Here is a 25886-nt window from a genome sequence, read left to right on the forward strand (position 1 = left end):
AACGCGTCAGGCATTCTGAGCAAGCGCCTCCCCCTCCTCTTCAACCGCCATCCACCACGCACTCCCCCGTTGTGGATGCGCAAGGTTGAACGCCTCCCCCATCCGCGGTGTGGTAATCGCAATACTGCGTTCCCATGCAAGCGCAAGGATGCGATCAAAAGGTTCATGCCAGGCGTGCATGGCCAGGTCGAAGGTGCCGTTGTGGATCGGGAAGAGCCAGCGGCCCTTGAGGTCGATGTGGGCTTGCAGGGTTTCTTCCGGTTGCATGTGCACGTGGGGCCATTCGACGTTGTAGGCGCCGGTTTCCATCAGGGTCAGGTCGAACGGGCCGTATTGTTCGCCGATGCGTTTGAAGCCGTCGAAGTAACCGCTGTCGCCGCTGAAAAAGATTCGTGTGTCGGCGTCGATCATCACCCATGACGCCCACAGCGTGCTGTTGCCGTCGAACAGGCCACGGCCGGAGAAGTGCTGCGATGGGGTGGCGATGAAGCGGATACCGGCGATTTCGGTGCCCTGCCACCAGTCGTACTGGCGCACCTTGCTGGCGTCGATGCCCCATTTGATCAGGGTGTCGCCCACGCCGAGTGGAGTCAGGAAGTAAGTGGTTTTGGCGGCGAGTTTGAGTACCGCTTCGTAGTCGAGATGGTCGTAATGATTGTGCGAGAGGATCACCGCTTCGATCGGCGGCAGTTCGTCGATGCTGATCGGTGGTTGGTGGAAGCGTTTCGGACCCGCCCATTGCACCGGCGAGGCGCGCTCGGCGAACACCGGGTCGGTGATCCAGAATTTGTCGCGCATCTTCAACAACAGCGTCGAGTGCCCCAAGCGGTAAACGCTGTGATTGGGCGCTGCGAGCAGATCTTCGCGAGTAAGCGGCTGCACAGGAATGGCGGCGCTCGGACGGGTGTCGCGCGGTTTGTGGAAAATCATGTTCCACATGATCCGCAGCATTTTGCCCAGGCCTTCGCGCTGAACCGGCGCATGATTGCGAAACAGCCCTTGATCCTGGCGCGAGGCTTCAGGCGTGGGAGTGTTTTCCGGGAGAGAGACTGGATTGGCCATGACTGAACGACTCCGAAAAACCGTGTGCTGCACGGTATTCCACGGGAAATGAAAATGGCCAGGCTGCACGCAAAGGCCAAACGCTCTAGTTTGTAAGGTACGAGGATTAACGCAACATTACACTGAGCGGTGTAGTTTCTAGGTTGCATCAAAGCCGACGACAAGTAAACTGCCGAGTGTAATTTCCTCCCTTCTCTGCCGAAGCCCGCTCATGACCGCTCCACAACGCCTCACCGATCGCAAACGCGAAGCCATCATCCAGGCAGCGATCGCCGAATTCCGTGCCCACGGTTTCGAAATCACCAGCATGGACAAGATCGCCTCCACGGCCGGCGTGTCGAAGCGGACGGTGTACAACCACTTCCCGAGCAAGGAAGAGCTGTTCGCCGAGATCCTCAATCAGTTGTGGGCACGGATCATTGCCGAGCCATCGGTGAGCTACGACCGCGAGCAACCACTGCACGAACAACTGCGCCAGATGCTGCGAGAAAAGGTGCAGATGATGGCTGACGAGAATTTCCTCACCCTCGCCCGGGTGGCGATTGCCGCAACCATTCATTCCCCCGAACGTGCGCAGAACATGATCGAGCGCATGGGCGAGCGCGAGGAAGGCCTGACCGTCTGGATACGCGCGGCGCAAGCCGACGGACGGCTCAAGCCGGTGGATCCAGAGTTTGCCGCGCATCAAGTGCAGGGGCTGCTCAAGGCATTCGCGTTCTGGCCACAGATCTCGCTGGGTCGCGCGGCCCTTGATCCAGACGCGCAAAATGCAGTTGCCGAGTCGGCGCTGGAGATGTTCCTGGCACTGTATCAGCGGTGAATCATCGACAGCGTTGAGCCGTGTACAACTAATTTCACGAAAAGTTATACAAACTCGCGAAAAATTCCTTTCTTGTACAACTTTATTAAGTTTTGTATAAGTAGCCATCTGCCAGTAACGGAACGCTGGCATTGAGCAGCCACCACCGAATGCCGTCTGTGCATTTCGGTCTGCCGGCGCAGGAATAGGGACTGAATCCTTTTGATTTTTCCCACTCCCGAGTATCGCAAGCATGTTTTTCAACCGCCACAAAGCCGCCCTCGAAGATCTGCAACACACCGTTTTTGACCAAGCTGCAATGCTCGAAGCGATCAACCGTTCGATGGCGGTGATCGAATTCGATCTTGATGGCGTGGTGTTACGTGCCAATGACAACTTCCTCAAGACCATGGGTTACACGGCTGCGCAGGCGATCGGCCAGCCACACCGGCATTTCTGCACACCAGAGTTCGGGCGCAGTGCCCAGTACACAGAGTTGTGGTCGCGCCTGAAAAACGGTCAGTTCCAGTCCGGCACCTTTGAACGGGTCGACAGCAAAGGCCAGCCGATCTGGCTCGAGGCCAGTTACAACCCGATCAAGGATGCGTCGGGACGGGTGATCAAAGTGGTCAAGTACGCCATGGATGTCACCGCCAAGGTGCAGCAGGAGAACGAGGCCAACGCCAAGCTGCAGGCGATCGATCGCGCGATGGCGGTGATCGAATTCGATCTCGACGGCAACATTCTTACCGCCAACCAGAATTTTCTTACCCGGATGGGTTACAACCTCGCGGAGCTCAAGGGCCAGCATCACCGGTTGTTCTGCACCCCGGCGCTGGTCAACAGCAGTGCCTATCAGGATTTCTGGCGGCGCCTGAATCAGGGCGAGTTCTTCCACGGGCAGTTCGAGCGTGTGGATAAACGCGGCCAGATCATCTGGCTGGAGGCCAACTACAACCCGGTCTACGACGCCTCGGGGCGCTTGTACAAAGTCGTGAAGTTCGCATCCGACGTCACCGCCCGCGTCGAACAACACGAACAGGACGCGCGCAGTGCCAGCACCGCTTATCACATCTCGGTGGCGACGCGAAAAGTCGCCGAGCAAGGTACGCAGGTGATTCAACAGGCTGCCAGCGAAATGCGCGAAATCGCCGAGGACATCAGCCAGTCTTCAACTCTGATCGCGCAACTGGGCGATCGCTCCGAGCAAATCACGGCCATCGTCAACACCATCCGCGCCATCGCCGATCAGACCAACCTGCTCGCCCTGAATGCTGCCATCGAAGCGGCGCGCGCCGGTGAACAGGGTCGCGGTTTTGCCGTGGTGGCCGATGAGGTCCGGCAACTGGCGGCGCGCACCAGCGGCTCCACAGCGGAAATTTCTACCATGATCAGTCTGATCCAGAGCGAAACACGGCAGGCGATCAAGAGCATGCAAGGCACCCGCGACCGCGCCGCAGAGGGCGTGGAACTGGCCAATCAGGCCGGGACGGTGATTCTGCAGATTCGCGACGGCGCCAGCGAGGCAGTGGATGCGGTGAGCATGTTTGCCAATGAGCGGGTGCCGGGGTGATCGGGACTGACATGAGCGCGTGACTGGATCGCAATTGCGGCTGGCGGTGAACCGAGGAGTGGCCTTCGCGAGCAGGCTCGCTTCCACAGGGATTTTGTGAACGCCACAGATCCAATGTGGGAGCGAGCCTGCTCGCGAAGAGGCCCGCAACCCCACCGCAAAACCTCAACCGCGCTTCAGACTCCGAACCGCCACAATCTCCGGCACTTCAACCTTGCTCATGTAAACCCGCAACGGTTCGGTGATGTTGATGCGGTCGTCGATGTGTTGATCGAGCAACAACTGAATCAACTCGCGCCTGAGCGTCATGGTGGTGTCCGACGCCGTCGCCCAGACGAATTCATGGGCCGGAATGATGCCGTCGTCGGCCACGTCCATACCGAACGAATCTTCGCTGAAGCGCACGATGTACTGACCGGTCTTGCGGTTGAGGCCGACGAAGCCCTTGAGATCGTCGGCGGCCTGGCAGATGAGTTGGGAGGTGATGCGCATGGTAAACCTCACGAAAGATGATCGATGGTTTACACGCAGGGCAACGCAGCGGCGCGCCCTCTGCCGGGACGTCTGCCGAGGGCAAGCCTACTGCAAACAGCGCCACAAAAGTGCAGGAAATTTCCGTTTTGCGCGGTTTATGTCGGTCTGGCGATAGCCCTGCGGCGCTTCAGTTGTTAAAAGGTACGTCTCGAAAAAAACCTGCGAAAGGAACTCGACCATGCCTGCCACTTTTACCCGAAGCGCTCTGGTGCTGAGTCTGTTGTTCGGCCTCGGTCAGGCGCACGCCGCCAGCCATCCCGAGCCCAAGGCAATCGCTGCCGCCCATGGCATTCCGCATCCGGCAGTGATCGCCCACCGTGGCGCGTCGTTCGATGCCCCGGAATCCACCGCTGCGGCCTACAAACTGGCCCGTGACCTCGGCGCCGATTACCTGGAAATGGATTTGCAGCGCAGCAAGGACGGCGTGCTCTTCGCCCTGCACGACGACAACCTGCAACGCACCACCGACGTCGCCAGCAAATTCCCCGAGCGCAAGGACAGCCCGGCCACCGCGTTCACCATGGCCGAACTGAAAACCCTCGATGCCGGCAGCTGGTTCAACACCAAATACCCTGACCGCGCACGCCCCTCCTACGCCGGACTGAAAATTCTCACCCTCGATGAAATCATCGACATCGCCCGCGCCAACCCGCAGCACAAACCGGGCCTGTACATCGAAACCAAAGAGCCGCAGCTGTTTCCCGGCATCGAACATGACCTCAAGGAAAAACTTCAGGATCGCGGTTGGCTGAGCCCGACCGGTTCGAAACTGGCGAAAAGTGCGCTCGGCGTCGGTCAGGGCAAAGGCAAGGTGATCCTGCAAACCTTCGATAAAAACAGCCTGCAACTGCTGGAAAAGGAAATGCCGCAAGTGCCGAAGATCCTGCTGTTGTGGGTCGGCGAAGGCAGCATCGAGCCTAAATCCGCCGTGACGTTTGCCGCGTCCGGCGAGAAAGACAAAAACGTGTTCTACGGCAAGCAGGAACCGAAGTCGGAAGCTGAATTCAAGCAGTGGGTCGACTACGCCAAAGCTCAGGGCGCGATCGGCACCGGCCCTTCGGCGAAGCTGACTCAGGGTGGTGATCAGAGCTACTCCGACCTGGTGCAACCGTGGATGAATCAGTACACCCACGACCAAGGCATGCTGGTGCATGTATATACGGTCGACGAGGCGGTGGACTACGAGAAGGTCATGGCGGCGGGTGTCGACGGCATCTTTACCAACCGCGCCAGTGAATTGTTGAAGTTTTATAAGCGTCCGGCTGTTGGCAGCGTTGACGAGGTTTTGAAGAAGAACGGTTTCTGACTGGTTATCGAGTCGCCTGCTTCGCGAGCAGGCTCGCTCCGACAAAGAGCAGTTTTATCGCGAGGCAGAGATTTAAGGGTGAGTTAAGTTGCGCTGGTTAATCTGAACCCACTTACACAGATCAACCACTTCAACGCACTGCCAAGGAATGAACCGATGAAAACTTTGACTGCCCTGTTTACCGCCGCTGCCCTGACCCTCACCGCTGGTCTGGCTCACGCTGATGTTCGCATCGACCAAGTGCCGCAACTGGTCAAGGACGGCAAGATCAAGTCGCTGGAATCGATGAACGCCGAAGCACTGAAATTGCACCCGGGCGCAACGATTACCGACACCGACCTGGATAACCACTTCAACGGTTATGAGTATGAAGTTGAACTTAAAACCGCTGATGGGAAAGAGTTCGACGTGGACTTTGATGCCACCACCGGTAAAGTGCTGAGCAACAAGCAAGACACTTGATAGACCGCTGTTAAAGAGCCGCACGATTGAAAGATCGTGCGGCTTTTTCATGCCTGCCGTAAAACATGTGGGAGCGAGCCTGCTCGCGAAAGCGGAGTGTCAGCGACATCAACGTTGACTGTTCCACCGTTATCGCGAGCAGGCGAGGACCTACGAAAGTTGCCGGACGCTTGAACTCGCAATCAAGCACTCAACCGCGCCGTCACCTCATTCAACTGGCCCGACAACCCATGCAGGTTCTGACTGGCACTTTCGGTGCGCTGCACGTTGTCCAGGTTGGTACTGGCGATCGCCGTGATTTCAGTCAGGTTGCGCGAGATATCCTCGGCCACCGACGTCTGCTCTTCTGCTGCCGTGGCGATCTGCCGGTTCATGTCGCGAATCGCCTCCACCGCCAAGGTGATGCGCTCCAGCATCGCGCCAGCCTGGGTCACTTGCTCGACACTTTCATCACTGCGTGCCTGGCCGCTCTCGATAGCCTGCGCGGCATCCACCGCGCCGGTCTGCACGTTCTGAATGATCTGGTTGATCTCGATGATCGACTCTGCCGTGCGCTGCGCGAGGTTGCGCACCTCGTCGGCGACGACGGCAAAACCGCGTCCGGCCTCACCCGCGCGTGCCGCTTCAATGGCTGCGTTGAGGGCCAACAGGTTGGTCTGCTCGGCGATGCCACGAATCACTTCCAGCACCTTGCCGATACGACCGCTGTCGGTTTCCAGGCGACGAATCACCGTGGCGGTGTTGGCAATTTCACCGCGCATCTGGGTGATCGAGTGAATGGTGGTCTGCATGACCTTTTCACCCTGCTGCGCCGACTGATCGGCATCGTCGGCAGCACGCGCGGCATCGGCGGCGTGACGGGCCACTTCCTGTGCCGTGGCGGACATTTCGTTCATCGCCGTGGCTACCTGATCGGTGCGGCTGAATTGCTCGCTGGTGCCGCCGGCCATGGTCGTGGCAATGGCATTCAACTCACCGCTGGCGCTGTCCAGATTGCTCGCGCTGTGCTGCAACCGAGTGAAGGTGTCCGCGAGAAAATCGCGCAAGGTGTTCGCAGCAGCAGCGAGGTTGCCCAGCTCATCGCGACGCTCGCTGACTACGCGCTCGGCCAACTGGCCACGGCTCAAGCGAGTGACGTAATCGATGAGGTTGCGGATCGGCTCGATCAGGTTGCGGCTGACCAGCCACAGGCTCAGCAGACCGATCAGCAAGCCTGACGCGAGCATCACCAACAGGCCCAGCCACACGGTGCGATCAGCGCTGGCGCTGATCAATGCCGATTGCGCGGTGCCCTGCTCGCGCAGCTCGGCGACCAGTGCGCTCATCTGCTCGCTGGTGGCGCGATCGACGCCTTTGACCGCTGCGTCGCCGGCGCTCGGATCACCACCGGTAGCCACGTAGGCATCGCGGCCCTTCTGGTAGGCAGCACCCAACTGGCGATGCTCTTCACGCAAGCGTTCGATACGTGATTTGAGATTGGCCTCGATGCCTTTCTGGCCGGCCAGTTCGCCGAGAATGTTCTGCACGTCGCGCTGGCGCTCTTCGAACTGGCTCCAGTATTTCGCCAGATCCGCCGGTTGCTTGCCGCGCAACAAGACGTTTTTCCACTCCTGCACCTGCACTTTGAATTGCAGGTTGGCTTCATCGATCAGTTGCGAAGTGTGCAACGGGCCAGCAATCAACTGGCTGTAGCTTTGCACGCCGTTGGAGAGGAAATGAAAGCAGGCCAGCGCGATCAACAGCATCGCCAGCAGACTGCCGCTCAGCAGGGCGAGAATTTGCGCTCTCAGGGATTTTTGCAGCATTGCAAGGTACTCGAAGCAGGGATGAGGCACGCCCGGGCGGACGTGAGAAATGGCCGGACTTCCCTGTCGTCGCACCGTGGCAAACGCCAATGGCGCGCAACCTGACTCACCTGAGATCGGCGCGCCAGAGCCTTCCTTGAGAAACTTCCGACAGCCGGCAAGGCATTGATTTGACGTCATTTTGCTGTCACAAAACGGTCACGTGAGCTTGCGATGATGCCGCTCAGGTGAACCTGAAAATCCTGCCCCAGACATCCTCCTCGCAGCGAGCCGCCATGAACCACAGCCTCGATATCAGTCATCGCGACCCGGACCTGTTTGGCTTGCTCTACGGCTTTCGCTTTCTGCCCGGTGAGCGTGGTCGGGAAATCGATTCGGCGACGGCGTTGCGCTGTTTGCAGGACGACAGTGACAGCGGCGAATTCCTCTGGCTGCACTTGAACCTGGCCCACGCCGCGTGCGAGCGCTGGATGAAAAATCATCTGCAATTGCCCGATGAGTTTTTCGAAGCGCTGCACGAAGGTTCGCGTTCGACGCGCATCGAGCATGTCGATTCGGCGCTGCTGGCGGTGGTCAACGATGTGGTGTTCAACCTCAGCAGCATGGTCTCCTCCGACGTGTCGACGCTGTGGGTCTGCGTGCGCAGCAAACTGATCGTCAGCGCGCGCCTGCAACCGCTGCACTCCGTGGACAAGTTGCGCTCGTCGGTGAAGGCCGGCGAGTGCTTTCGCTCGCCCTCGGAATTGCTCGTGCACCTGCTGCGCGATCAGGGCGAAGTGCTGACGCAGATCGTGCGCAAGACCAGCCTGAGTGTCGATCAGGTCGAAGACGAATTGCTCTCTTCGCGTCTGTCGACCAACCGCGCCGAACTCGGCGCCAATCGCCGCGTGCTGGTGCGGCTGCAACGGCTCCTGGCACTGGAGCCGGGTTCGTTGCTGCGCCTGCTCAATCGTCCGCCGCCGTGGTTGCAGAAGGAGGACGTCAAGGAGTTGCGCAAATCCACCGAGGAGTTTGCGCTGATCATCAACGACCTCACCGCCCTCGGCGAACGCATCAAACTGTTGCAGGAAGAAATCGCCGCCAACCTCAACGAACAGAGCAACCGTACGCTGTTCACCCTGACCGTGGTGACGGTGCTGGCCTTGCCGATCAACATCATTGCCGGTTTTTTCGGCATGAATGTGGGGGGTGTGCCGCTGTCGCAGGATCCCCATGGGTTTTGGGTGCTGGTTGCGTTGGTGGCGACATTCACCGTGATTGCCGGACGCTGGGCGTTTCGCAAGCGTGGGGATTATTGAGCGCAAATCCCACACACAAGACAATCGTCTCTGTGGGAGCGAGCCTGCTCGCGAAGTCGGTGTGTCAGATAAATCAATGTTGAATGACATGGCGCTTTCGCGAGCAGGCTCGCTCCCACAGGTTTCTTTTTCAGCCTTCAGATCAGCGGCGGGCTTGAACGCCCAAACACTGACCTGCCGCAGTCTCTCCGTAACATTCTGCAACGATCATGGACGACATTCCTTCCCTCGCTCAGGATTGTCCGCCATGGCTACGCCTTCACTGACCGCCAGCCCTGCGTCCGCCGCCAGCGGCAGGCCGGCGCTCGACAAGAAACCCGGTCCGTTCACCTATGTGATCTTCTTCGCCGTGCTGGCCATGGGCATGCTGTTCACCGCCTATAGCCTGATGCACGACATGCACGAACTCGGCACGGTCGTCACCACGTGGACGCCGTTTCTGCTGCTCGGCGTGGCGCTGCTGATTGCGCTGGGTTTCGAGTTCGTCAACGGTTTCCATGACACCGCCAATGCCGTCGCGACGGTGATCTATACCCACTCGCTGCCGCCGAATGTCGCGGTGGTCTGGTCGGGCTTCTTCAATTTTCTCGGCGTGCTGCTGTCGAGCGGTGCGGTGGCGTTCGGCATCATCGCGCTACTGCCGGTGGAGTTGATTCTGCAGGTCGGCTCGTCTGCCGGTTTTGCGATGATCTTCGCCCTGTTGATCGCGGCGATCCTGTGGAACCTCGGCACTTGGTGGCTGGGTTTGCCGGCCTCCTCTTCGCACACGTTGATCGGCTCGATCATCGGCGTCGGCGTGGCCAATGCCTTGATGCACGGCCGCGATGGCACCAGCGGTGTCGACTGGGCACAGGCAACCAAAATCGGTTATGCGCTGCTGCTGTCGCCGCTGGTGGGTTTCGGTTGCGCGGCGTTGTTGCTCCTGGCGTTGCGCGCGTTCGTCAAGAATCGCGCGCTGTACAAAGCGCCCGAAGGCAATGCCCCGCCGCCGTGGTGGATTCGCGGTTTGCTCATCGCCACCTGCACCGGCGTGTCGTTCGCTCACGGCTCCAACGACGGCCAGAAAGGTATGGGCCTGATCATGCTGATTCTGGTCGGCACACTGCCGATGGCCTACGCGTTGAACCGCACCATGCCGGAAGAACAATCGCTGCAATTCGCCGCCGTGGCGCAAGTTACCCAGCAAGCGCTGGTGAAAAGCGCGCCAATGCCGGCACCTGCCGATCCGCGTCCGGTCCTTTCCGATTACGTGCGCAGCAAGGAACCGACGCCGCAACTGATCCCCGCCCTCGCCGCCCTGACCGGGCACATCGGCGAGGAAGTCAGAGGCTACGGATCGCTGGCGAAAGTCCCGGCCGAAGCCATGGGTAACGTGCGCAACGACATGTACCTGGCCAGCGAAAGCATTCGCTTGATGGACAAGAACAAGGTCGGTAACTTCGATGCCGACACCAGCAGCAAACTGCAGCTGTTCAAACAACAGATCGACAACGCCACGCGGTTCATTCCGCTGTGGGTGAAGATCGCCGTGGCCATCGCACTGGGGCTCGGCACCATGGTCGGCTGGAAGCGCATTGTCGTGACCGTTGGCGAGAAAATCGGCAAGACACACCTGACCTACGCCCAGGGCGCCTCGGCGGAAACCGTGGCGATGCTGACCATCGGCGCAGCCGACATGTTCGGTTTGCCGGTGTCGACGACCCATGTGTTGTCATCGGGCGTGGCCGGGACCATGGTGGCCAATGGTGCAGGATTGCAGATGCGCACGATCCGCAATCTGCTGATGGCCTGGGTGTTGACCCTGCCAGCGGCCATTTTGCTGTCGGGCAGCCTGTATTGGCTGTTCACCCAAATCTTCTGACCCTACACAAATCCAACATGTAGGAGTGAGCCTGCTCGCGATAGCGGACTGTCAGTCAGCATTGATTTATCTGACCCACCGCTATCGCGAGCAGGCTCACTCCTACAACGCTTTGCATTCTCATGTTAGAGCGTCGAACGAACCACATCGCCGAGCCAATCCATGAACACCCGCACCCGCAGCGGCAAATGCCGTTGTCGCGCATACAACAATGAAATCGCCATCGGCGGTGCGGTGTATTGCGGCAGTACGGTTAGCAGTTCGCCATTTTCCAGATGCGGCTGCATGCCGGTGCGCGGTACCTGCGTCAGGCCGAAGCCGCCCAGGCACGCCGCTTCATAGGCGTCGGTGCTGTTGACCGTGACACTGCCGGCCATCGCCACCCGTCGCACTTCGCCACCCTCCTCATACACAAACCCTTCAGAACGCGAGCCCAGTACGCCGACGTAATGCACCAGCCGATGCTGCGCCAGATCCTCGATGGTCTGCGGCACGCCGTAACGTTGCAGGTAAGCCGGGCTGGCGCAATTGACCATCGGGAAGTCGCCAAGATGCCGGGCGACCACCGACTGATCCGGCTGCGCGCCGATGCGCAACACACAGTCGAAGCCTTCGCCGAGCAGATCGACGCGGCGATCGGTGCTGCTGATTTCCATCTGCAGATTCGGGTGGCGCTCCATGAATTCCGGCAGGCGCGGCATGATCAGCCGTCGCGCGAGAATGTTCGGCATGTCGACCCGGATGCGCCCGGTCAGCGACGCCTCGTCCTGACGAAACAGCCCTTCGATCTCATCCATGTGCGAGAGCAGATCCTTGCTGCGCTCATACAGCACCAGGCCGTCCTGAGTGGCCTGCACCTTGCGTGTGGTGCGCTGCAACAGCCGCGTACCGAGCAAGGCTTCGAGTGCCTGCACTTGCTCGGACACGGTGGAGCGCGGCAGGCCGAGGCTTTCACCGGCGAGGGTGAAACTCGACAGTTCGCTGACCCGGACGAAGGTCCGCAGCAGTTCCAGTTTGTTCATGACAAGCCCCGGTGATTGTTCGAATGAACCGATCAGTGATTCCGCTTTTGCTGTGTTTATCAGCTCATGGCGGATAAATAAACTTCTTCCATCCCCACTCAATGCAATCGAGGAAGTCAGCATGAATCGCAAAATCGCACTGATCACTGGCGCCAGTCGTGGCCTGGGCCGCAGCGCCGCCCTGCACCTCGCCGCGCAAGGCACCGACATTATCGGCACCTACAACAGCCGCGCCGACGAGGCCCAAGTGCTGATCACTGAGTTGCAGGCACTCGGCGCGAAAGCGGCGATGTTGCAACTGGACGTCGGCCGCAGCGAGAATTTCGCCAGGTTCGCCGAGCAGGTTGAACAAGCACTGGAAGACACTTTTCAGCGTCAGCGCTTTGATTTCCTGATCAACAATGCCGGCATCGGCGTGCACGCGCTGTTCAGCGAAACCACGCCGGAGCAGTTCGATCTGCTGATGAACGTGCAGTTCAAAGGACCGTTCTTCCTGACTCAGCAACTGCTGCCGCTGATCAACGACGGTGGGCGCATCGTCAATATCTCCAGCGGCCTCACCCGCTTCAGCCTGCCGGGGTACGGCGCTTATGCGGCAATGAAAGGTGCGATGGAAGTGCTGACCCGCTATCAAGCGAAGGAGCTCGGCGCGCGGCAGATTGGTGTGAACATTCTGGCGCCGGGTGCGATTGAAACCGATTTCGGCGGCGGCACAGTGCGCGACAACAACGCTGTCAACGCGATGGTCGCCAGCAACACCGCGCTGGGTCGCGTCGGGCAGCCGGATGACATTGGCGGTGCATTGGCGCTGCTGCTGTCGCCGGGTGGACAGTGGATCAATGGCCAGCGGGTCGAGGCGTCTGGCGGCATGTTCCTCTGACCTCAACCAACAGACTGTTTGTGGCGAGGGGATTTATCCCCGCTGGGCTGCGGAGCGGCCCCAAAATCGGGTCTGCTACGCAGCCCAACGGGGATAAATCCCCTCGCCACAGGTTTATTTCAGCTTTCATATGCGCGGCGGGCCATGAAGCGCTCGCGCAGCACGTCATAACCCCAGTGGTAGACATAGGTGTACGGCAGGAAAAACAGCAGCACGCCAATGTCGAGCAACAACGCCTGCCACAGGCTGACCGACAGCCACCAGGCAATCAGCGGCACGCCCATCACGATCAGTCCACCTTCGAACAACAGCGCATGCACTACACGGACCCAGGCGTTGTGCGGCAGATTCATCCGCGCCAATGCACGGTCGAAAAAACGGTTGAACACCACGTTCCACGCCAGCGCCAATAGCGCAATCAGTACGGTCACCGCGCCCATGTCGAGCAGCGGCTTTTGCATGATCCATGCGAGCAGCGGCGTACAGATGAGGATGGCGAGAAATTCGAAACCGATAGCCTGGAAGACGCGTTCGGTGATGGACTTATGGGCAGTCATGGCCTGACTCCTTGTTTGACGATGGTTGCCATGATCCAACTGAATGCCGATACTTCATAACCAATAACCATCGATCAAGGCGATAGTTCATGGCTTCGCAGGAAGTGCTGTTGGCGTTTGTCCAGGCAGCGACGCAAGGTTCGTTTTCCGCAGCGGCGCGTAAATTGGGCCGCAGTCAGTCGACCATTAGCGCGGCAGTGGCAAGCCTGGAGATCGATCTGGACCTGCAGCTGTTCGACCGCAGCAGCCGCAAGCCCACGCTCACCCCCGCCGGCCACGTCATGCTGCAAAAAGCCGAGGCGATTCTGGCTGCCACCAGCCGCCTGGAAATGAGCGCTCGGCAATTGGCGCAAGGTGTGGAGCCGAAGCTGACGGTCGCTATTTCCGATACCTATCAGTCCTATCGTTTCGAGGCGGCACTGGTGGGTTTCGAGCAGCGTTACCCGGAGCTTGAGCTGGAATGCCTGATTGCCGAATGCGATGACCTGATCGAACTGGTCCAGCGCGGCCGGGCGCATCTGGCCTTCGCGGAAATGCAGGACAACTACCCGCCGGATCTGGTGACCTCGACTGTGGCCGAGCGCACGGAGATTGCCCTGTTCGTCAGCCGCGAGCATCCGTTGGCCAAGCTTGAGCATGTCGATCAGCAGATCCTCGAGCAACATCGTGAGTTGCGTCTGGCGACCATCGTCAATCCGTATGACAGTCGCGGCAAAAGCCGGGTGTGGTCGGCGCCGAGTTATCTGATGTTGCTGGAGATGGCTGAAAAAGGCTTTGGCTGGGCACCGTTGCCGAGGTGGCTGGTGCAGCGTTATGCCGCTGATTTGCTGATGGAGCTGGACGTGAGGGGCTGGCCGAAACCGGTGTTTGTCGATGCCTTGTGGTCACGCCTGTATCCGCCGGGGCCGGCGGGGAGCTGGTTGCTCAGCAAGATGCTGGAATAAGCGGTGCTGCCATTCGCGAGCAGGCTCGCTCCCACAATTGAAACGCGCTCACCTGTGGGAGCGAGCCTTCCAAAAGAGGAATGCAACCACCTGTGGGAGCGAGCCTGCTCGCGAAAGGGCCAGCCGCACCGACGCAGCTTCCAGATCAACCCAGGTCCCTCAGTCGCCCCTCGATAAACCGCCGCTCCGGCTCCTGCCGCGTCAGCTCCAGCGCCCGCTGGTACGCAGCTCGAGCCTCCTCGACCCGCCCCAACTGCCGGCAAAACTCCGCCCGCGCCGAATGCGCCAAGTGGTAATCCTGCAACTCGCCACGCGCCAAAATCCCTTCAACCAACAACAACCCGGCCAACGCTCCATCCCGTTTGGCCAGCGCCACCGCCCGGTTCAGCTCGATCACCGGCGACGGCACCGCGCGCAGCAACACGTCATACAGGCCGACTATCTGCTCCCAGTCGGTTTCAGCTGCCGATGGCGCTTCGGCATGCACCGCTGCAATCGCCGCTTGCAGGCAATATGGCCCGAACCGCCGGGTAGTCAGCGCGCGCTCCACCAGTGCGCAGCCTTCGGCCATCAACCCGGCGTCCCACAACGAGCGATCCTGATCGTCGAGCAACACCAGTTCACCGCTCGGTGAGGTGCGTGCCGGCCGGCGTGATTCGTGCAGCAGCATCAGCGCCAGCAGACCCATGACTTCCGGCTCCGGCAGCAACTCCATCAACAAGCGCCCCAGCCGAATCGCTTCGCGCGTCAGATCCTCGCGGGTCAGCTCAGCGCCGACCGAAGCCGAATAGCCTTCGTTGAACACCAGATAAATCACCCGCAACACGCTGTCGAGGCGCTCGGGTAATTCATTCAGCGTGGGCACTTGGTAAGGGATTTTCGCGTCGCGGATCTTGGCTTTGGCGCGGACGATGCGCTGGGCAATCGCCGCCGGCGCCGAGAGAAAAGCACGGGCGATTTCCTCGGTGGTGAGGTCGCAGACTTCGCGCAAGGTCAGCGGCACTTGCGCATCTGCCGCCAGCGCCGGGTGGCAGCAGGTAAAGATCAGCCGCAAGCGATCGTCTTCCACGTCTTCGCCACTCCAGTCAGCCTGTTCCAGCTCATCGAGTTGCGCCAGCAGCAAAGGTTGCGACGCTTTGAACCGTGCGCGCCGGCGCAACACATCGATGGCTTTGAAGCGACCGGTCGAGACCAGCCAGGTGCGCGGATTGTCCGGCACGCCATCGCGCTGCCAGCGTTCGACCGCGACGAAGAACGCCTCGTGCAAGGCTTCTTCGGCGAGGTCGAAATCACCGAGCAGGCGGATCAGCGTCGCCAGAATCCGCCGCGAATCCTCGCGGTAGACCTGCTCGACCCGCGCCCTGACGTCAGACATTCAACTGCCGCACCGGACGTACCTCAACGCTGCCAACCCGGGCTGCCGGAATGTTGCCGGCGACCTGAATCGCATCGTTGAGATCCTTGGCATCGATCAGGTAGAAACCGGCCAGTTGCTCCTTGGTTTCAGCGAAAGGCCCGTCGGTGATCGACACCTTGCCGTTGCGCATCCGTACCGTGGTGGCGGTTTCTACCGACTCCAGCGCTTCGGCGGCGATCATCCGCCCGCTGCCCTGAATCGACTCGGCGTAGGCCCAGCATTCGGCGTCCTCCGGGCTGTCGGGCGAGGTGTGCAGCAGGCGTTCATCGCTGTAGACCAGGCATAGGTATTTCATGGCGCTCTCCTGATTCGAACGGATCAACTATGGCTGAAGATCAGGGCTGCACATCGAACAGCGTCGCGCCGCTCATCGGATCGAACGGTGCCGACCAGTGTTCATGGGCAATCTTCCACGCCCCGCCGACCTGCCGATAACAGGCGGTCACACGCATCCAGCAACTCTGGGTTTCGCCCTTGTCGTTGGTGCCGCCGCAATTGGCCACCCAGTGGGCGAAAGCGATGTTGTCGGCGCTTTCGATGGCGATTTCGTGGAACTCGAAGATGTGCGGGCCGGGGCACATTTCCATGCACTCGACCCAATGCGCGCGGTACGCCGCTTTGCCTTTGAATTGCAGGGCCTTGATCGCATCGAACGAGACGATGTCGTCGGCGTACAGGGCCATGACTTTCTCGACGTCCTTGGCCATTACTGCTTCGCGATAGGTGTTGATCAGGCTCTGGATTTCGCTGTGTGCGCTCATGGTGTTCTCCGTGGTTTTTGTTGTGAAGACACCCTTAGTCGTTTGCCCAATGCGCGGATCGACAGGGCAAACAAAAAAATTTCGCTGACGACAATCTCGCTAGAATCCGAGGCTCACTCCTTGTAGGAAAAAGGAAATTCCCTTGTCATCCCAACTCGTGCCGTACGACAGCCTCAGCCCTTTGCAGCGTGAGCAAGTCGCGGCGATTGAAATCCACCCCGAGCAGATCAAGTTCTCCGGTGATATCCACGGTGCCCTGCACACCCTGCTGTCGAAACCCGGCCCCGGCGTCAAGGGTTTCGCCCTGCTGGCGGACGACGTGCCGGTGGCATTTCTGTTGCTCAAGCGCCCGCCGGTATTGCCCGCCTGGGCCGACGAGCACAGCGCCACGTTGCATGCGCTGCAGGTCGATCGGCGTGCGCAGGGCAAGGGCTACGGCAAGGCTTGCCTGCAAGCGCTCCCCGCAGTCGCGCGCGAGGCGTGGCCGGAGATCAAGGGACTGGAATTGTCGGTGGACGCCGACAATGAGGCGGCGATTGCGCTGTATGCCAGACATGGCTATGTCGACAGCGGCGAAGCGTACAAGGGCCGGATTGGGTACGAGCGGCGGATGGGCCTTTTTTTTTAAATCGTAGAGGGATAAACGATGATCGATTCGATAGAAGCATTGGAGGCCATTTACGGCCGGCCCCACGAACGCGCCGTGCGCAAGCAGATCGGCTTTCTCAACGAGGATTATCAGGCGATGGTGCGCCTGTCGCCGCTAGTGATCGTCAGCTCGGTGGGGACCGATGGCCTCGATAACTCGCCGCGCGGTGATGCACCGGGGTTTGTTCGGATCATTGATCAAAACACGTTGGCCCTGCCGGATCGCCCGGGCAACAACCGCATCGATACCTTGCGCAATGTGCTGCACGATTCGCGGGTGTCGCTGCTGTTCATCATTCCCGGGATCGGCGAAACATTGCGGGTCAATGGCACGGCCCTGATCAGCGATGAACCGGCGTTGCTGGAGAGTTTCGCGGTGAATGGCAAACCGGCGAAAACAGTGTTGCTGGTGACGGTGGACGCGGCGTTTTTTCACTGCTCGAAAGCCTTTGTCCGCTCGGATGCGTGGAATCCCGAAACGCACCTGCCGCGCTCGGCCTTGCCATCTGCTGGCGCATTTCACAAGCGCCTGAATGACGGCCAGTTCGACGCCGACACCTACGATCGGGAAGCGCCGAAACGGGTGCTCGATAGCCTCTACTGACCCACCGCAATCTAATGTGGGAGCGGGCTTGCTCGCGAAGGCGGTGTGTCATGTAAATTGATGTTGATTGACCCAGCGCTTTCGCGAGCAAGCCCGCTCCCACAAGGGATCTCCACGTGCCGTTACAGGGTCAGGATCATCTCGTGCCACGCCATGCCGCCGTGGTCGGACTCGGACGGTTTGATGTAAGCAAAGCCAAACCCGGCATACAGTGCAATGTGTTGCTCTTTGCACATCAAGTGAATCGTCGCTTTCTGCATCCCGCGCATGCGCTCGATGAATTCGGCGAGCAGGCGCTTGGCCAGGCCCTGCCCTTGGTAATCCGGGTGTACCACCACCGACATGATCACCACATTCGGGCCTTTCGGGTCGTGGCCGATCAGTTCCTTGAAGGCCTCGTCGGACATCTGCACGTCGAACGCCGCGCCGGAATTGATGAAACCGGCGACCACGCCGTCGACCTCGGCGACGATAAAGCCGTCTGGCCAAGTGGCGATGCGCGTGGCGATCTTCTCGCGAGTGGCGGCTTCGTCGCCTTCGTAGGCGACGGTTTCGATGGCGTAGCAGCGGTCCAGGTCGGCAGCGCTGACGTTGCGGATCACGGTGTTCATGGCAGCTCAAAAATCTGTGGAAACAAGGCCCGCCAGCATAATGCAGAACCAACGGGGCGGACATGCTCCACCTCGATTGTTACGCCGCTCAGGCCTTGATCGGCAGCCAGATTTCCAGGGTGCCGGTATTGAGTTTCGGGTTGTAATCCTCGCTGTAGCGCTCGAATTCCGGGGCGTCCGCCGCTTCGTAAGCGGATTGCGGCAGCCAGGTGTTCCAGATGTACTGGAAGGTGTCGGGGAGTTGCGTCAGTGGCCCTTTGTGCTCGAACACCGCATATTGCTGCGGCTGGATTTCAACCCAGCGGTACTTTTCCGGCAGCTCATCGAGCTTGTCGATCTGCACACCGGCAATGTATTCGAAACCGCCCTCACCGTCCGCGTTGCAGCAAACGCCGTAGGTCACTTCGTTGACTTGCGCGGGGATTTTTCCCAAGTGCGGGATCAGTTTTTCCCACAACGCGGGAATGTTTTCGGTGGTTTGCTGAGTGAATCGCCCGCCGAAGCCGGCAATCAGCAGAAATTGCCCATGTTCGAAGCGAGGTTCGGCTATTTCGACGCGTTTCTGTTCATCCATGACGCGACTCCTCAGAACGGAAAGGTGGGTTCGGCTGGGAGTATAGAAAGCCCGAACCGTTTCGCACGTTTACAGCGAATGCAACTGCTCGACGGCGCCCGAGCCGACAAACTCGTTGTAACCGGAAACGATCACGTAAACCGCGAAATAGCAGAAGATCGCCGCAGATGCCATGTAAGAGTAGCGCAGCAGTTTATCGCCCAGCAGCTTGCCGCCGTGGCTGGCAGCGAAGCACAGGCCGGCCGACCAGAGCAGCCCGGCGCAGAGAAAACCGCCGAGAAACAGCGCCGAACTCAACGGGCCGCCGCCACCGGATCGGGCTATCAACGTGCCGCCAACCGCAGCAAACCAGAGAATCGCACTGGGCGACGACATGGCGAGAAAGATGCCGCGAAAGAACTCCTTACGATGGGAGTTCTGCCCTACTTCGGCCGCTTCCGCCAGCAGCGCTTCATGGTGAATCGCCGAGTAAATCATCTTCGCCGCGAAATAGATCAGCAGCGCCGAACCGCCAATCCATAACACCCAGCGCACGGTTTCGTATTGCAGCAGGACGGTCATGCCGGCCAAGGCCAGCACCGCATAGATCAGATCGCCGACGCAGGTACCCAGGCCGAGGGCGAAGCCCTGAAAGTAGCCGCGCTGCATGGCCAGGGTGATCATCGCGATGTTGGCCACGCCGATATCCAGGCACAGCGAAAGGCTCAGCAAGAAGCCGCTGGTGAATTCCATTGAGCGATTTTCCTTGAAAAAAATGTTTACAAGCGCGCTGGACAGTATGCCATCACTGCCCTTATCTTCCGGCACAGGTCACCGCAGTGACCAGCGTCGCTCGGACGGTTCCGGGCGCTTACGTTATCCGAGGCAACAATGGCCGAACAAGGTTCGCCGCGCCGCTTTGCGCGCATAGATCGACTCCCCCCTTACGTTTTCAACATCACCGCCGAGCTGAAAATGGCCGCTCGCCGCCGTGGTGAAGACATCATCGACCTGAGCATGGGCAACCCCGACGGTGCCACGCCGCCGCACATTGTCGAAAAACTGGTGCAGGTCGCCCAACGTGAGGACACCCACGGTTACTCGACCTCCAAGGGCATTCCGCGCCTGCGCCGGGCGATTTCCAACTGGTACAAGCAGCGCTACGAAGTCGATATCGACCCGGAAAGCGAAGCCATTGTCACCATCGGTTCCAAGGAAGGCCTGGCGCATTTGATGCTGGCCACCCTGGATCAGGGCGACACGGTGCTGGTGCCGAACCCGAGCTACCCGATTCACATCTACGGCGCGGTGATTGCCGGCGCTCAAGTGCGTTCGGTGCCGCTGGTGCCGGGGGTGGATTTCTTCGATGAGCTGGAGCGGGCGATTCGCGGTTCGATCCCCAAGCCGAAAATGATGATCCTCGGCTTCCCGTCGAACCCTACCGCGCAGTGCGTGGAGCTGGATTTCTTCGAACGGGTGATCGCCCTCGCCAAGCAGTACGACGTTCTGGTGGTGCACGATCTGGCTTACGCCGACATCGTCTACGACGGCTGGAAAGCCCCGTCGATCATGCAGGTGCCGGGGGCCAAGGACATTGCGGTGGAGTTTTTTACCCTGTCCAAGAGCTACAACATGGCCGGCTGGCGCATCGGTTTCATGGTCGGCAACCCGGAACTGGTCAGCGCCCTGGCGCGGATCAAGAGCTATCACGACTACGGCACTTTCACGCCGCTGCAAGTGGCGGCGATTGCCGCGCTGGAAGGCGATCAACAGTGCGTGCGCGACATCGCCGAGCAGTATCGCCAGCGTCGTAACGTGCTGGTGAAGGGTCTGCATGAGCTGGGCTGGATGGTCGAGAATCCAAAGGCCTCGATGTACGTCTGGGCGAAGATTCCCCAGGCCTATGCGCATCTGGGTTCGCTGGAGTTTGCCAAGAAACTGCTGGCCGAAGCCAAGGTCTGCGTCTCGCCGGGTGTGGGTTTCGGTGAGTACGGCGACGATCACGTGCGCTTTGCCCTGATCGAAAACCAAGATCGCATTCGCCAGGCCGTGCGCGGGATTCGCGGGATGTTCCGCGCGGATGGCTTCAATCCGAAATCCTCTGCCTGACACCTGTCCCCTGTGGGAGCGAGCCTGCTCGCGAAAGCGGTGGGTCAGTCAGCATTGATGCAGCTGACACGACGCCTTCGCGAGCAGGCTCGCTCCCACATGGGTATTCAGTGAACCGTGAAATCAAGGCACAAAAAAACCGCATCGCTGCGGTTTTTTTGTGCCTGCAAAACGCCGTTTAAACGAACAGCGACAACAGCAGGATAAAGCCCAGGCCCACTACCGACAGAATGGTTTCCATCGCGGTCCAGGTCTTGAAGGTTTCGGCCACGGTCATGTTGAAGTACTGCTTGACCAGCCAGAAACCGGCGTCGTTGACGTGGGACAGAATCAGCGAGCCGGCGCCGGTGGCCAGCACCAGCAGCTCACGGTTGACGCCCGGAATCATCCCGACAACCGGCACCACAATGCCAGCGCCAGTGATGGTCGCCACGGTGGCCGAACCGGTAGCAATACGGATCACTGCGGCCACCAGCCACGCCAGCAGGATCGGCGAGATCTGCGCGCTGACCGCCATGTGGCCGATCACATCGCCCACACCGCTGGTCACCAGCATCTGCTTGAAGCCGCCGCCGGCACCGATGATCAGAATGATCGCAGCGGTAGGCGCCAGGCTTGCGTCGAGCCATTTGAGCATCTGTTGCGAACCGATGCCCTGCTTGTAACCGAAGGTGTACAGCGACAGCAGCAACGCCAGCAGCAGTGCGGAGATCGGGTGACCGATCATGTCCATCCAGATACGGAAGAAATGACCGTCCGGCAGTGCCACGTCAGCAAAGGTTTTCAGCAACATCAGGAACACCGGCAGCAGCACGGTGACCAGGGTGATACTGAAGCTCGGCAGGTTGGCCGAATCGTTTTCACGGGCCAGTTGATCGACCAGTTCCTGATTCGGGTGACCGGGAATGTGCTTGGCAATGAAGGTACCGAAGATCGGACCGGCGATGATCGCTGTCGGCAGTGCGACGATCAGACCGTAGAGAATGGTCTTGCCGATATCAGCGCCGAAAACGCCAATCGCCAGCAGCGGCCCCGGGTGCGGCGGCACCAGACCGTGCACCGCAGAGAGGCCGGCGAGCAGCGGGATACCGATCTTGATGATCGACACACCGGTACGACGGGCGACGATGAACACCAGCGGAATCAGCAGCACGAAGCCGATTTCGAAGAACAGCGGAATGCCCACCAGGAACGCGGCGAACATCATTGCCCACTGGACTTTGTCCTTGCCGAAGGCGCGAATCAGCGTCTGGGCGATCTGATCGGCGCCGCCGGATTCGGCCATCATCTTGCCGAGCATGGTGCCCAGGGCGAGGATGATGCCGACGAAACCGAGCACGCCACCAAAGCCGTCCTGGAACGCCTTGATGATGGTGTTGATCGGCATGCCGGAAGTCAGGCCGAGGAAGGCGGCGGCGATGGTCAGGGCGATGAACGGGTGAATCTTGAATTTGGTGATCAGGATAATCAGGCCGATTACCGTGACCACCGCATCGAGCAGCAGGAACGTCTCGTGGGACATGCCAAACATGGGGGGTGTCTCCTGGATTGTTGTTGTTATTAAAGCGGGTTGAACAGAAGTCGGGAGGACAGCGCTGTCTTTTTCAACATACTCATACCGCCTGTTTCAGACCGTTGGCCTGCCACCAGACGTGAGCCTGCAGGGCCAGCTCTTCGACGCTGTGAATCGAGGCATTGAGCGGCAGGGTCAGCGGCTCGCCCTTGGGCGATTCGAGGGTGGCGAACTGGCTTTCGATCAACGTCGCCGGCATGAAGTGGCCCGGGCGGTGCGATACACGCTCGGCGGCGACTTCCGGGGTCAGTTCAAGAAACACGAAACCGAGGCCCGGCAAGGCGCTGCGCAGGCGTTCGCGGTAACTGTGTTTAAGGGCCGAGCAGGTCAACACCGGGCGCTGGCCTTGGGCGTCGACGCGACGCAGTTCATCGCACAGGCTGTCGAGCCAGCCGGCGCGGTCTTCGTCGTTCAGGGGGATCCCCGCGCTCATCTTTTCGATGTTCGCGGCCGGATGAAAAGTATCGCCTTCAATGGCAGTGGCGCCGCTCAAATGGCACAGGGCCTGGCTGACGCACGTCTTGCCGCAACCGGCAACGCCCATGATGACCAGGGCGGTGATGGGATGACTCATATAACACCTCAGCGCGCAGACAGCGCTACCTTTGCTAGCTATGACTCTAGTGCACAGGCAGAAGTTGCCGACGCCTTCTTGTCGTTTTTTTGGGTTGCAGCAGGTTCGTTCCCGACGCCAAAGCGCGCAGATCAGGCAGGATCGCGTTCACGCATTTGCAGCTGCATCAGGACAGCGCTACCTTAGTGCCTTGATTTTTGTTTGGCAAGCCGCCCGATGACCTCCCCCAAGAACGATAAAAATACCCGCACCACCGGCCGTCCGACCCTCAATGAAGTAGCCCGCTTGGCCGGCGTCAGCCCGATCACCGCCTCCCGCGCCCTGCGCGGGGTGAGCACAGTGGCCACCGAACTGGTGGAAAAAGTGCAGAAAGCCGCGCTCGAACTCAACTACGTCGTCAACCCGGCCGCCCGCGCGCTGGCCTCGGCGCAGAGCCATTCGGTTGTCGTGCTGGTGCCGTCGTTGTCCAACCTGCTGTTCATCGACACGCTGGAAGCCATTCATCGGGTGCTGACGCCCAAGGGCTTCGAAGTACTGATCGGCAATTTCCACTACTCGCGCGATGAAGAAGAAAATCTCCTGCGCAACTACATGGCCTATCAGCCACGCGGGTTTCTGCTGACCGGTTTTGATCGCACGGAAAGTTCGCGACGAATGATTGAAGTCAGCAACATTCCCTGCGTGTACATGATGGAGCTGGACAGCGCCGCCGGGGTCAATTGCGTGGGATTTTCGCAATTGAGCGCGGGTGAAACTGCCGCCGAACACCTGCTATCTCGCGGGCGCAAGCGCTTGGCCTACATTGGCGCGCAACTGGATCAGCGCACCTTGTTGCGCGGTGAGGGTTTCCGCAAGGCATTGCAGAAAGCCGGCCGCTACGACCCGGATCTGGAAGTGCTGACGCCACGTGCTTCATCGGTGGGCTTGGGCGGAGAGTTGTTTTTGCAGTTGCTGGCGGCGCATCCGGACGTCGATGCAATCTTCTTTGGCAACGATGACCTGGCCCAAGGCGCGCTGCTAGAAGCGTTGCGCAATGGCATCAAAATTCCCGAGCAGGTGGCGATCCTCGGTTTCAACGATCTGCCGATGTCCGAGCACATGGTCCCGCGCCTGAGCAGCATCAACACCCCGCGTGAGGCGATCGGCCGCCGCGCGGCGGAGCAGATGCTGACGTTGATGGCGGGTAACAAAGTGGCGCGGCCGGTGGAGGATATGGGGTTTGAGCTGAAGGTTCGCGAGAGTAGCTGACCCTTCACAAATGCTGAGTTGCAACACAACCCTTGTGGGAGCGAGCCTGCTCGCGAAAGCGGTGGGTCAGTCAGCTTTGATGCAGCTGACACGACGCCTTCGCGAGCAGGCTCGCTCCCACAGGGGATCTCTACCCAGTTCAATGGCTGAGCAGGTCAACCAGGGCCTGCGCGCCCTTCTGCAAGGGCTGGCTCTTGAGCCACACCGCGTGCACCGGCAGCACCAGGCCATTTTCGATGTTGCGAAAATTCAGCCGTTTCAAGCGCCCGGCCTCGAGCCACGGCTGCACCACCGACAGCGGGAAATTACCCCAGCCCAATCCCGCTTCGACCATTTCCATTGCCGTCTCAAGATTGTCCGTGCGCCAGTAGGATTCAGCCACCAACGGCCGCGTCTCGCTGATCGGCAAGTCGCGGCTGGCGACGATGATCTGGCGCACCTGCACCAGGTCTTCGAGAAACACATCGCGCCCTTGCAGCAACGGACTGTCCGCCGCCAGCGTGGCGATCATGCGTTCGCTGCCGACGAACTGAAAACGCTCCAGCGCATTCACGCTCAAGCCAGCGAAGGCCAGGCACACGCTGATCCGGCCACTGTGCAACATCGCCAGCACATCATCCTGTGGCCCAGTCAGCACTTCGATGTCGAGCAACGGATGCCGCTCGGCAATCACCTTGATCGCTCCCAGCAAGCGGCGTCGATCAATGTCCGCAACCACGCCGACCGACAATCGGCTTTCCAGCCCCAGCGACAACTCCACCGCGTGCACCTGCAGCTGCTTGAGCTGCTCGGCGATCAGTCGCGCGTGCGGCACCAGCGACTGCGCGATCGCCGTGGGTTGCGGCTCGCGATGGCTACGGTCGAACAATGGGTAACCAAGTTCCGCTTCAAGATTGGCGATGCCCATGCTCACCGCCGACGGCACCTTGCCCAATTGCCGCGCGGCAGCGGAGAACGAGCCGCGTTCGATCACCGCGAGAAACAACTCAATGCTGTCGCTACTGAAATTCAAATGCCCCTCCTATCAATAAAACTGAAAGCTACCAACTTTTTCTGTCAGGTCTATTGAAGCTATCTTTCGCCGCCTTCGCCAGCCCTGCTGGTCAACATTCGGCAAGAAAGAGGCAAATCTGCATGCAAGGCGTGAAACGCAAACTGGTCTACGTGTCGCTCTACGAGGTGATCGGCATGACCTTCTCGGCCCTCGGTCTGGCGTTGTTGTCGGGTACATCGCCGGGCAGCACCGGGCCGCTGGCGGTGATCATCACCAGCATCGCCGTGACCTGGAATTTCATCTACACCTCGCTGTTCGAACGCTGGGAAAGTCGCCAGGTCTCGCGCACCCGCACGGTGAAACGGCGCATCGCCCATGCGGTCGGCTTTCAACTGACGCTGATCGTGTTTCTGATTCCGCTGATCGCATGGTGGATGAACATCAGTCTGGTGCAGGCATTCCTGCTTGATCTGGCCCTGATCGTCTTCATCCCGTGCTACACATTCATGTTCAACTGGCTGTTCGACCGGATCTTCGGCCTGCCGAGCTCGGCATTGCCAGATTCTGCCGCTGCGGCATAAATCGCTAATTCGTAAGCAGATATTGCGAGAAATCATCCGTTCTAACTGTTAAACCGCTGACATTCACAATCCGCTAACACCGATAGCAGGCTAAGCTTTTCCATCAATAA

General features: G+C 59.9%; 27 protein-coding genes. 13 read left to right on the forward strand and 14 right to left on the reverse strand.

Going from position 1 to position 25886, the window contains the following annotated elements:
- Positions 1–6: 6 nt before the first annotated feature.
- Entirely contained in the window at positions 7–1062 is a 1056-nt protein-coding gene (locus ACZ0AZ_RS02020) for an MBL fold metallo-hydrolase (protein ID WP_463538619.1), read from the reverse strand.
- A gap of 211 nt (positions 1063–1273) precedes the next feature.
- Here ACZ0AZ_RS02020 and ACZ0AZ_RS02025 point away from each other — a divergent pair, with 211 nt between their 5' ends.
- Both ACZ0AZ_RS02025 and ACZ0AZ_RS02030 read left to right on the forward strand, forming a co-directional pair.
- Positions 1274–1882, forward strand: a complete 609-nt coding sequence (locus ACZ0AZ_RS02025; RefSeq protein WP_129997455.1) for a TetR/AcrR family transcriptional regulator — start codon at positions 1274–1276, stop codon at positions 1880–1882.
- 232 nt (positions 1883–2114) lie between these two features.
- Positions 2115–3434 (forward strand): methyl-accepting chemotaxis protein, encoded by a 1320-nt coding sequence (locus ACZ0AZ_RS02030; protein WP_463538620.1) that lies wholly within the window; start codon positions 2115–2117, stop codon positions 3432–3434.
- A 165-nt stretch (positions 3435–3599) separates the two neighbouring features.
- On the opposite strand, the gene ACZ0AZ_RS02035 is transcribed toward ACZ0AZ_RS02030, so the two are convergent.
- Positions 3600–3926, reverse strand: coding sequence for a DUF2025 family protein (locus tag ACZ0AZ_RS02035; RefSeq protein WP_129997457.1), 327 nt, complete (start codon positions 3924–3926; stop codon positions 3600–3602).
- Positions 3927–4146: 220 nt separating this feature from the next.
- On the opposite strand from ACZ0AZ_RS02035, the gene ACZ0AZ_RS02040 reads away from it, so the two are divergent.
- Together ACZ0AZ_RS02040 and ACZ0AZ_RS02045 are read left to right on the forward strand one after the other, a co-directional pair.
- A complete protein-coding gene (locus ACZ0AZ_RS02040) occupies positions 4147–5274 on the forward strand; it encodes a glycerophosphodiester phosphodiesterase (protein ID WP_463538621.1) in 1128 nt (375 codons plus the stop codon).
- Positions 5275–5430: 156 nt separating this feature from the next.
- Positions 5431–5736 (forward strand): PepSY domain-containing protein, encoded by a 306-nt coding sequence (locus ACZ0AZ_RS02045; RefSeq protein WP_463538622.1) that lies wholly within the window; start codon positions 5431–5433, stop codon positions 5734–5736.
- 182 nt (positions 5737–5918) lie between these two features.
- On the opposite strand, the gene ACZ0AZ_RS02050 is transcribed toward ACZ0AZ_RS02045, so the two are convergent.
- Positions 5919–7541, reverse strand: a complete 1623-nt coding sequence (locus tag ACZ0AZ_RS02050) for a methyl-accepting chemotaxis protein (protein WP_463572179.1) — start codon at positions 7539–7541, stop codon at positions 5919–5921.
- A 275-nt stretch (positions 7542–7816) separates the two neighbouring features.
- Here ACZ0AZ_RS02050 and ACZ0AZ_RS02055 point away from each other — a divergent pair, with 275 nt between their 5' ends.
- Both ACZ0AZ_RS02055 and ACZ0AZ_RS02060 read left to right on the forward strand, forming a co-directional pair.
- Positions 7817–8839: a transporter gene (locus ACZ0AZ_RS02055; protein ID WP_129997460.1), complete on the forward strand. Its 1023-nt coding sequence runs from the start codon at positions 7817–7819 to the stop codon at positions 8837–8839.
- Between the two features lie 247 nt (positions 8840–9086).
- Positions 9087–10700, forward strand: a complete 1614-nt coding sequence (locus ACZ0AZ_RS02060) for an inorganic phosphate transporter (RefSeq protein WP_415761739.1) — start codon at positions 9087–9089, stop codon at positions 10698–10700.
- Between the two features lie 125 nt (positions 10701–10825).
- Here ACZ0AZ_RS02060 and ACZ0AZ_RS02065 read toward each other — a convergent pair whose 3' ends face one another.
- The gene (locus ACZ0AZ_RS02065) at positions 10826–11722 is read right to left on the reverse strand and encodes a LysR family transcriptional regulator (protein ID WP_039758041.1); all 897 of its coding nucleotides are present in this window, start codon (positions 11720–11722) and stop codon (positions 10826–10828) included.
- Between the two features lie 121 nt (positions 11723–11843).
- Here ACZ0AZ_RS02065 and ACZ0AZ_RS02070 point away from each other — a divergent pair, with 121 nt between their 5' ends.
- The gene (locus tag ACZ0AZ_RS02070; RefSeq protein WP_463538623.1) at positions 11844–12602 is read left to right on the forward strand and encodes an SDR family NAD(P)-dependent oxidoreductase; all 759 of its coding nucleotides are present in this window, start codon (positions 11844–11846) and stop codon (positions 12600–12602) included.
- Positions 12603–12721: 119 nt separating this feature from the next.
- Here the strand turns inward: ACZ0AZ_RS02070 and ACZ0AZ_RS02075 are convergent, their stop codons facing one another.
- The gene (locus ACZ0AZ_RS02075) at positions 12722–13159 is read right to left on the reverse strand and encodes a multidrug/biocide efflux PACE transporter (RefSeq protein ID WP_039758046.1); all 438 of its coding nucleotides are present in this window, start codon (positions 13157–13159) and stop codon (positions 12722–12724) included.
- An 89-nt stretch (positions 13160–13248) separates the two neighbouring features.
- On the opposite strand from ACZ0AZ_RS02075, the gene ACZ0AZ_RS02080 reads away from it, so the two are divergent.
- Positions 13249–14103, forward strand: a complete 855-nt coding sequence (locus tag ACZ0AZ_RS02080) for a LysR family transcriptional regulator (RefSeq protein ID WP_129997465.1) — start codon at positions 13249–13251, stop codon at positions 14101–14103.
- 145 nt (positions 14104–14248) lie between these two features.
- On the opposite strand, the gene ACZ0AZ_RS02085 is transcribed toward ACZ0AZ_RS02080, so the two are convergent.
- From ACZ0AZ_RS02085 to ACZ0AZ_RS02095, 3 genes are read right to left on the reverse strand one after another with little or no spacing between them, the layout of a single operon-like run.
- Positions 14249–15478, reverse strand: a complete 1230-nt coding sequence (locus ACZ0AZ_RS02085) for an RNA polymerase sigma factor (RefSeq protein WP_129997466.1) — start codon at positions 15476–15478, stop codon at positions 14249–14251.
- Positions 15471–15815 carry a YciI family protein gene (locus tag ACZ0AZ_RS02090; protein ID WP_463538624.1) on the reverse strand — a complete coding sequence of 115 codons (345 nt, stop codon included), beginning with the start codon at positions 15813–15815 and terminating at the stop codon, positions 15471–15473. The genes ACZ0AZ_RS02085 and ACZ0AZ_RS02090 overlap by 8 nt, the downstream gene beginning before the upstream one ends.
- 40 nt (positions 15816–15855) lie before the next feature.
- Entirely contained in the window at positions 15856–16281 is a 426-nt protein-coding gene (locus tag ACZ0AZ_RS02095; RefSeq protein ID WP_463538625.1) for a YybH family protein, read from the reverse strand.
- Positions 16282–16423: 142 nt separating this feature from the next.
- On the opposite strand from ACZ0AZ_RS02095, the gene ACZ0AZ_RS02100 reads away from it, so the two are divergent.
- On the forward strand, positions 16424–16909 hold the full coding sequence (locus ACZ0AZ_RS02100; protein ID WP_415761733.1) for a GNAT family N-acetyltransferase: 486 nt from the start codon (positions 16424–16426) through the stop codon (positions 16907–16909).
- Positions 16910–16927: 18 nt separating this feature from the next.
- Positions 16928–17533, forward strand: a complete 606-nt coding sequence (locus ACZ0AZ_RS02105) for a pyridoxamine 5'-phosphate oxidase family protein (RefSeq protein ID WP_129997469.1) — start codon at positions 16928–16930, stop codon at positions 17531–17533.
- Positions 17534–17655: 122 nt separating this feature from the next.
- Here the strand turns inward: ACZ0AZ_RS02105 and ACZ0AZ_RS02110 are convergent, their stop codons facing one another.
- The 3 genes from ACZ0AZ_RS02110 to ACZ0AZ_RS02120 all read right to left on the reverse strand — a co-directional run bounded on the left by ACZ0AZ_RS02110 (position 17656) and on the right by ACZ0AZ_RS02120 (position 19450).
- The gene (locus ACZ0AZ_RS02110; RefSeq protein ID WP_415761731.1) at positions 17656–18144 is read right to left on the reverse strand and encodes a GNAT family N-acetyltransferase; all 489 of its coding nucleotides are present in this window, start codon (positions 18142–18144) and stop codon (positions 17656–17658) included.
- A gap of 88 nt (positions 18145–18232) precedes the next feature.
- Complete coding sequence (locus tag ACZ0AZ_RS02115; protein WP_415761730.1) at positions 18233–18718, reverse strand: GyrI-like domain-containing protein; 486 nt, start codon at positions 18716–18718, stop codon at positions 18233–18235.
- A gap of 69 nt (positions 18719–18787) precedes the next feature.
- Positions 18788–19450, reverse strand: a complete 663-nt coding sequence (locus tag ACZ0AZ_RS02120; RefSeq protein ID WP_463538627.1) for a LysE family translocator — start codon at positions 19448–19450, stop codon at positions 18788–18790.
- A gap of 138 nt (positions 19451–19588) precedes the next feature.
- On the opposite strand from ACZ0AZ_RS02120, the gene alaC reads away from it, so the two are divergent.
- A complete protein-coding gene (gene alaC, locus ACZ0AZ_RS02125) occupies positions 19589–20806 on the forward strand; it encodes an alanine transaminase (RefSeq protein ID WP_129997472.1) in 1218 nt (405 codons plus the stop codon).
- Between the two features lie 178 nt (positions 20807–20984).
- Here the strand turns inward: alaC and ACZ0AZ_RS02130 are convergent, their stop codons facing one another.
- Positions 20985–22337, reverse strand: coding sequence for a GntP family permease (locus ACZ0AZ_RS02130; RefSeq protein ID WP_129997473.1), 1353 nt, complete (start codon positions 22335–22337; stop codon positions 20985–20987).
- 82 nt (positions 22338–22419) lie between these two features.
- The gene (locus tag ACZ0AZ_RS02135; protein ID WP_039758072.1) at positions 22420–22953 is read right to left on the reverse strand and encodes a gluconokinase; all 534 of its coding nucleotides are present in this window, start codon (positions 22951–22953) and stop codon (positions 22420–22422) included.
- Positions 22954–23169: 216 nt separating this feature from the next.
- Between ACZ0AZ_RS02135 and gntR the strand changes: the two genes are divergently transcribed.
- A complete protein-coding gene (gene gntR, locus ACZ0AZ_RS02140) occupies positions 23170–24201 on the forward strand; it encodes an HTH-type transcriptional regulator GntR (RefSeq protein WP_463538628.1) in 1032 nt (343 codons plus the stop codon).
- 139 nt (positions 24202–24340) lie between these two features.
- Here gntR and ACZ0AZ_RS02145 read toward each other — a convergent pair whose 3' ends face one another.
- Positions 24341–25213, reverse strand: a complete 873-nt coding sequence (locus ACZ0AZ_RS02145; RefSeq protein WP_463538629.1) for a LysR family transcriptional regulator — start codon at positions 25211–25213, stop codon at positions 24341–24343.
- 122 nt (positions 25214–25335) lie between these two features.
- Between ACZ0AZ_RS02145 and ACZ0AZ_RS02150 the strand changes: the two genes are divergently transcribed.
- Positions 25336–25776, forward strand: a complete 441-nt coding sequence (locus tag ACZ0AZ_RS02150; protein WP_463538630.1) for a PACE efflux transporter — start codon at positions 25336–25338, stop codon at positions 25774–25776.
- Positions 25777–25886 lie beyond the last annotated feature (110 nt).

This window comes from Pseudomonas sp. AC239, from assembly GCF_979258545.1.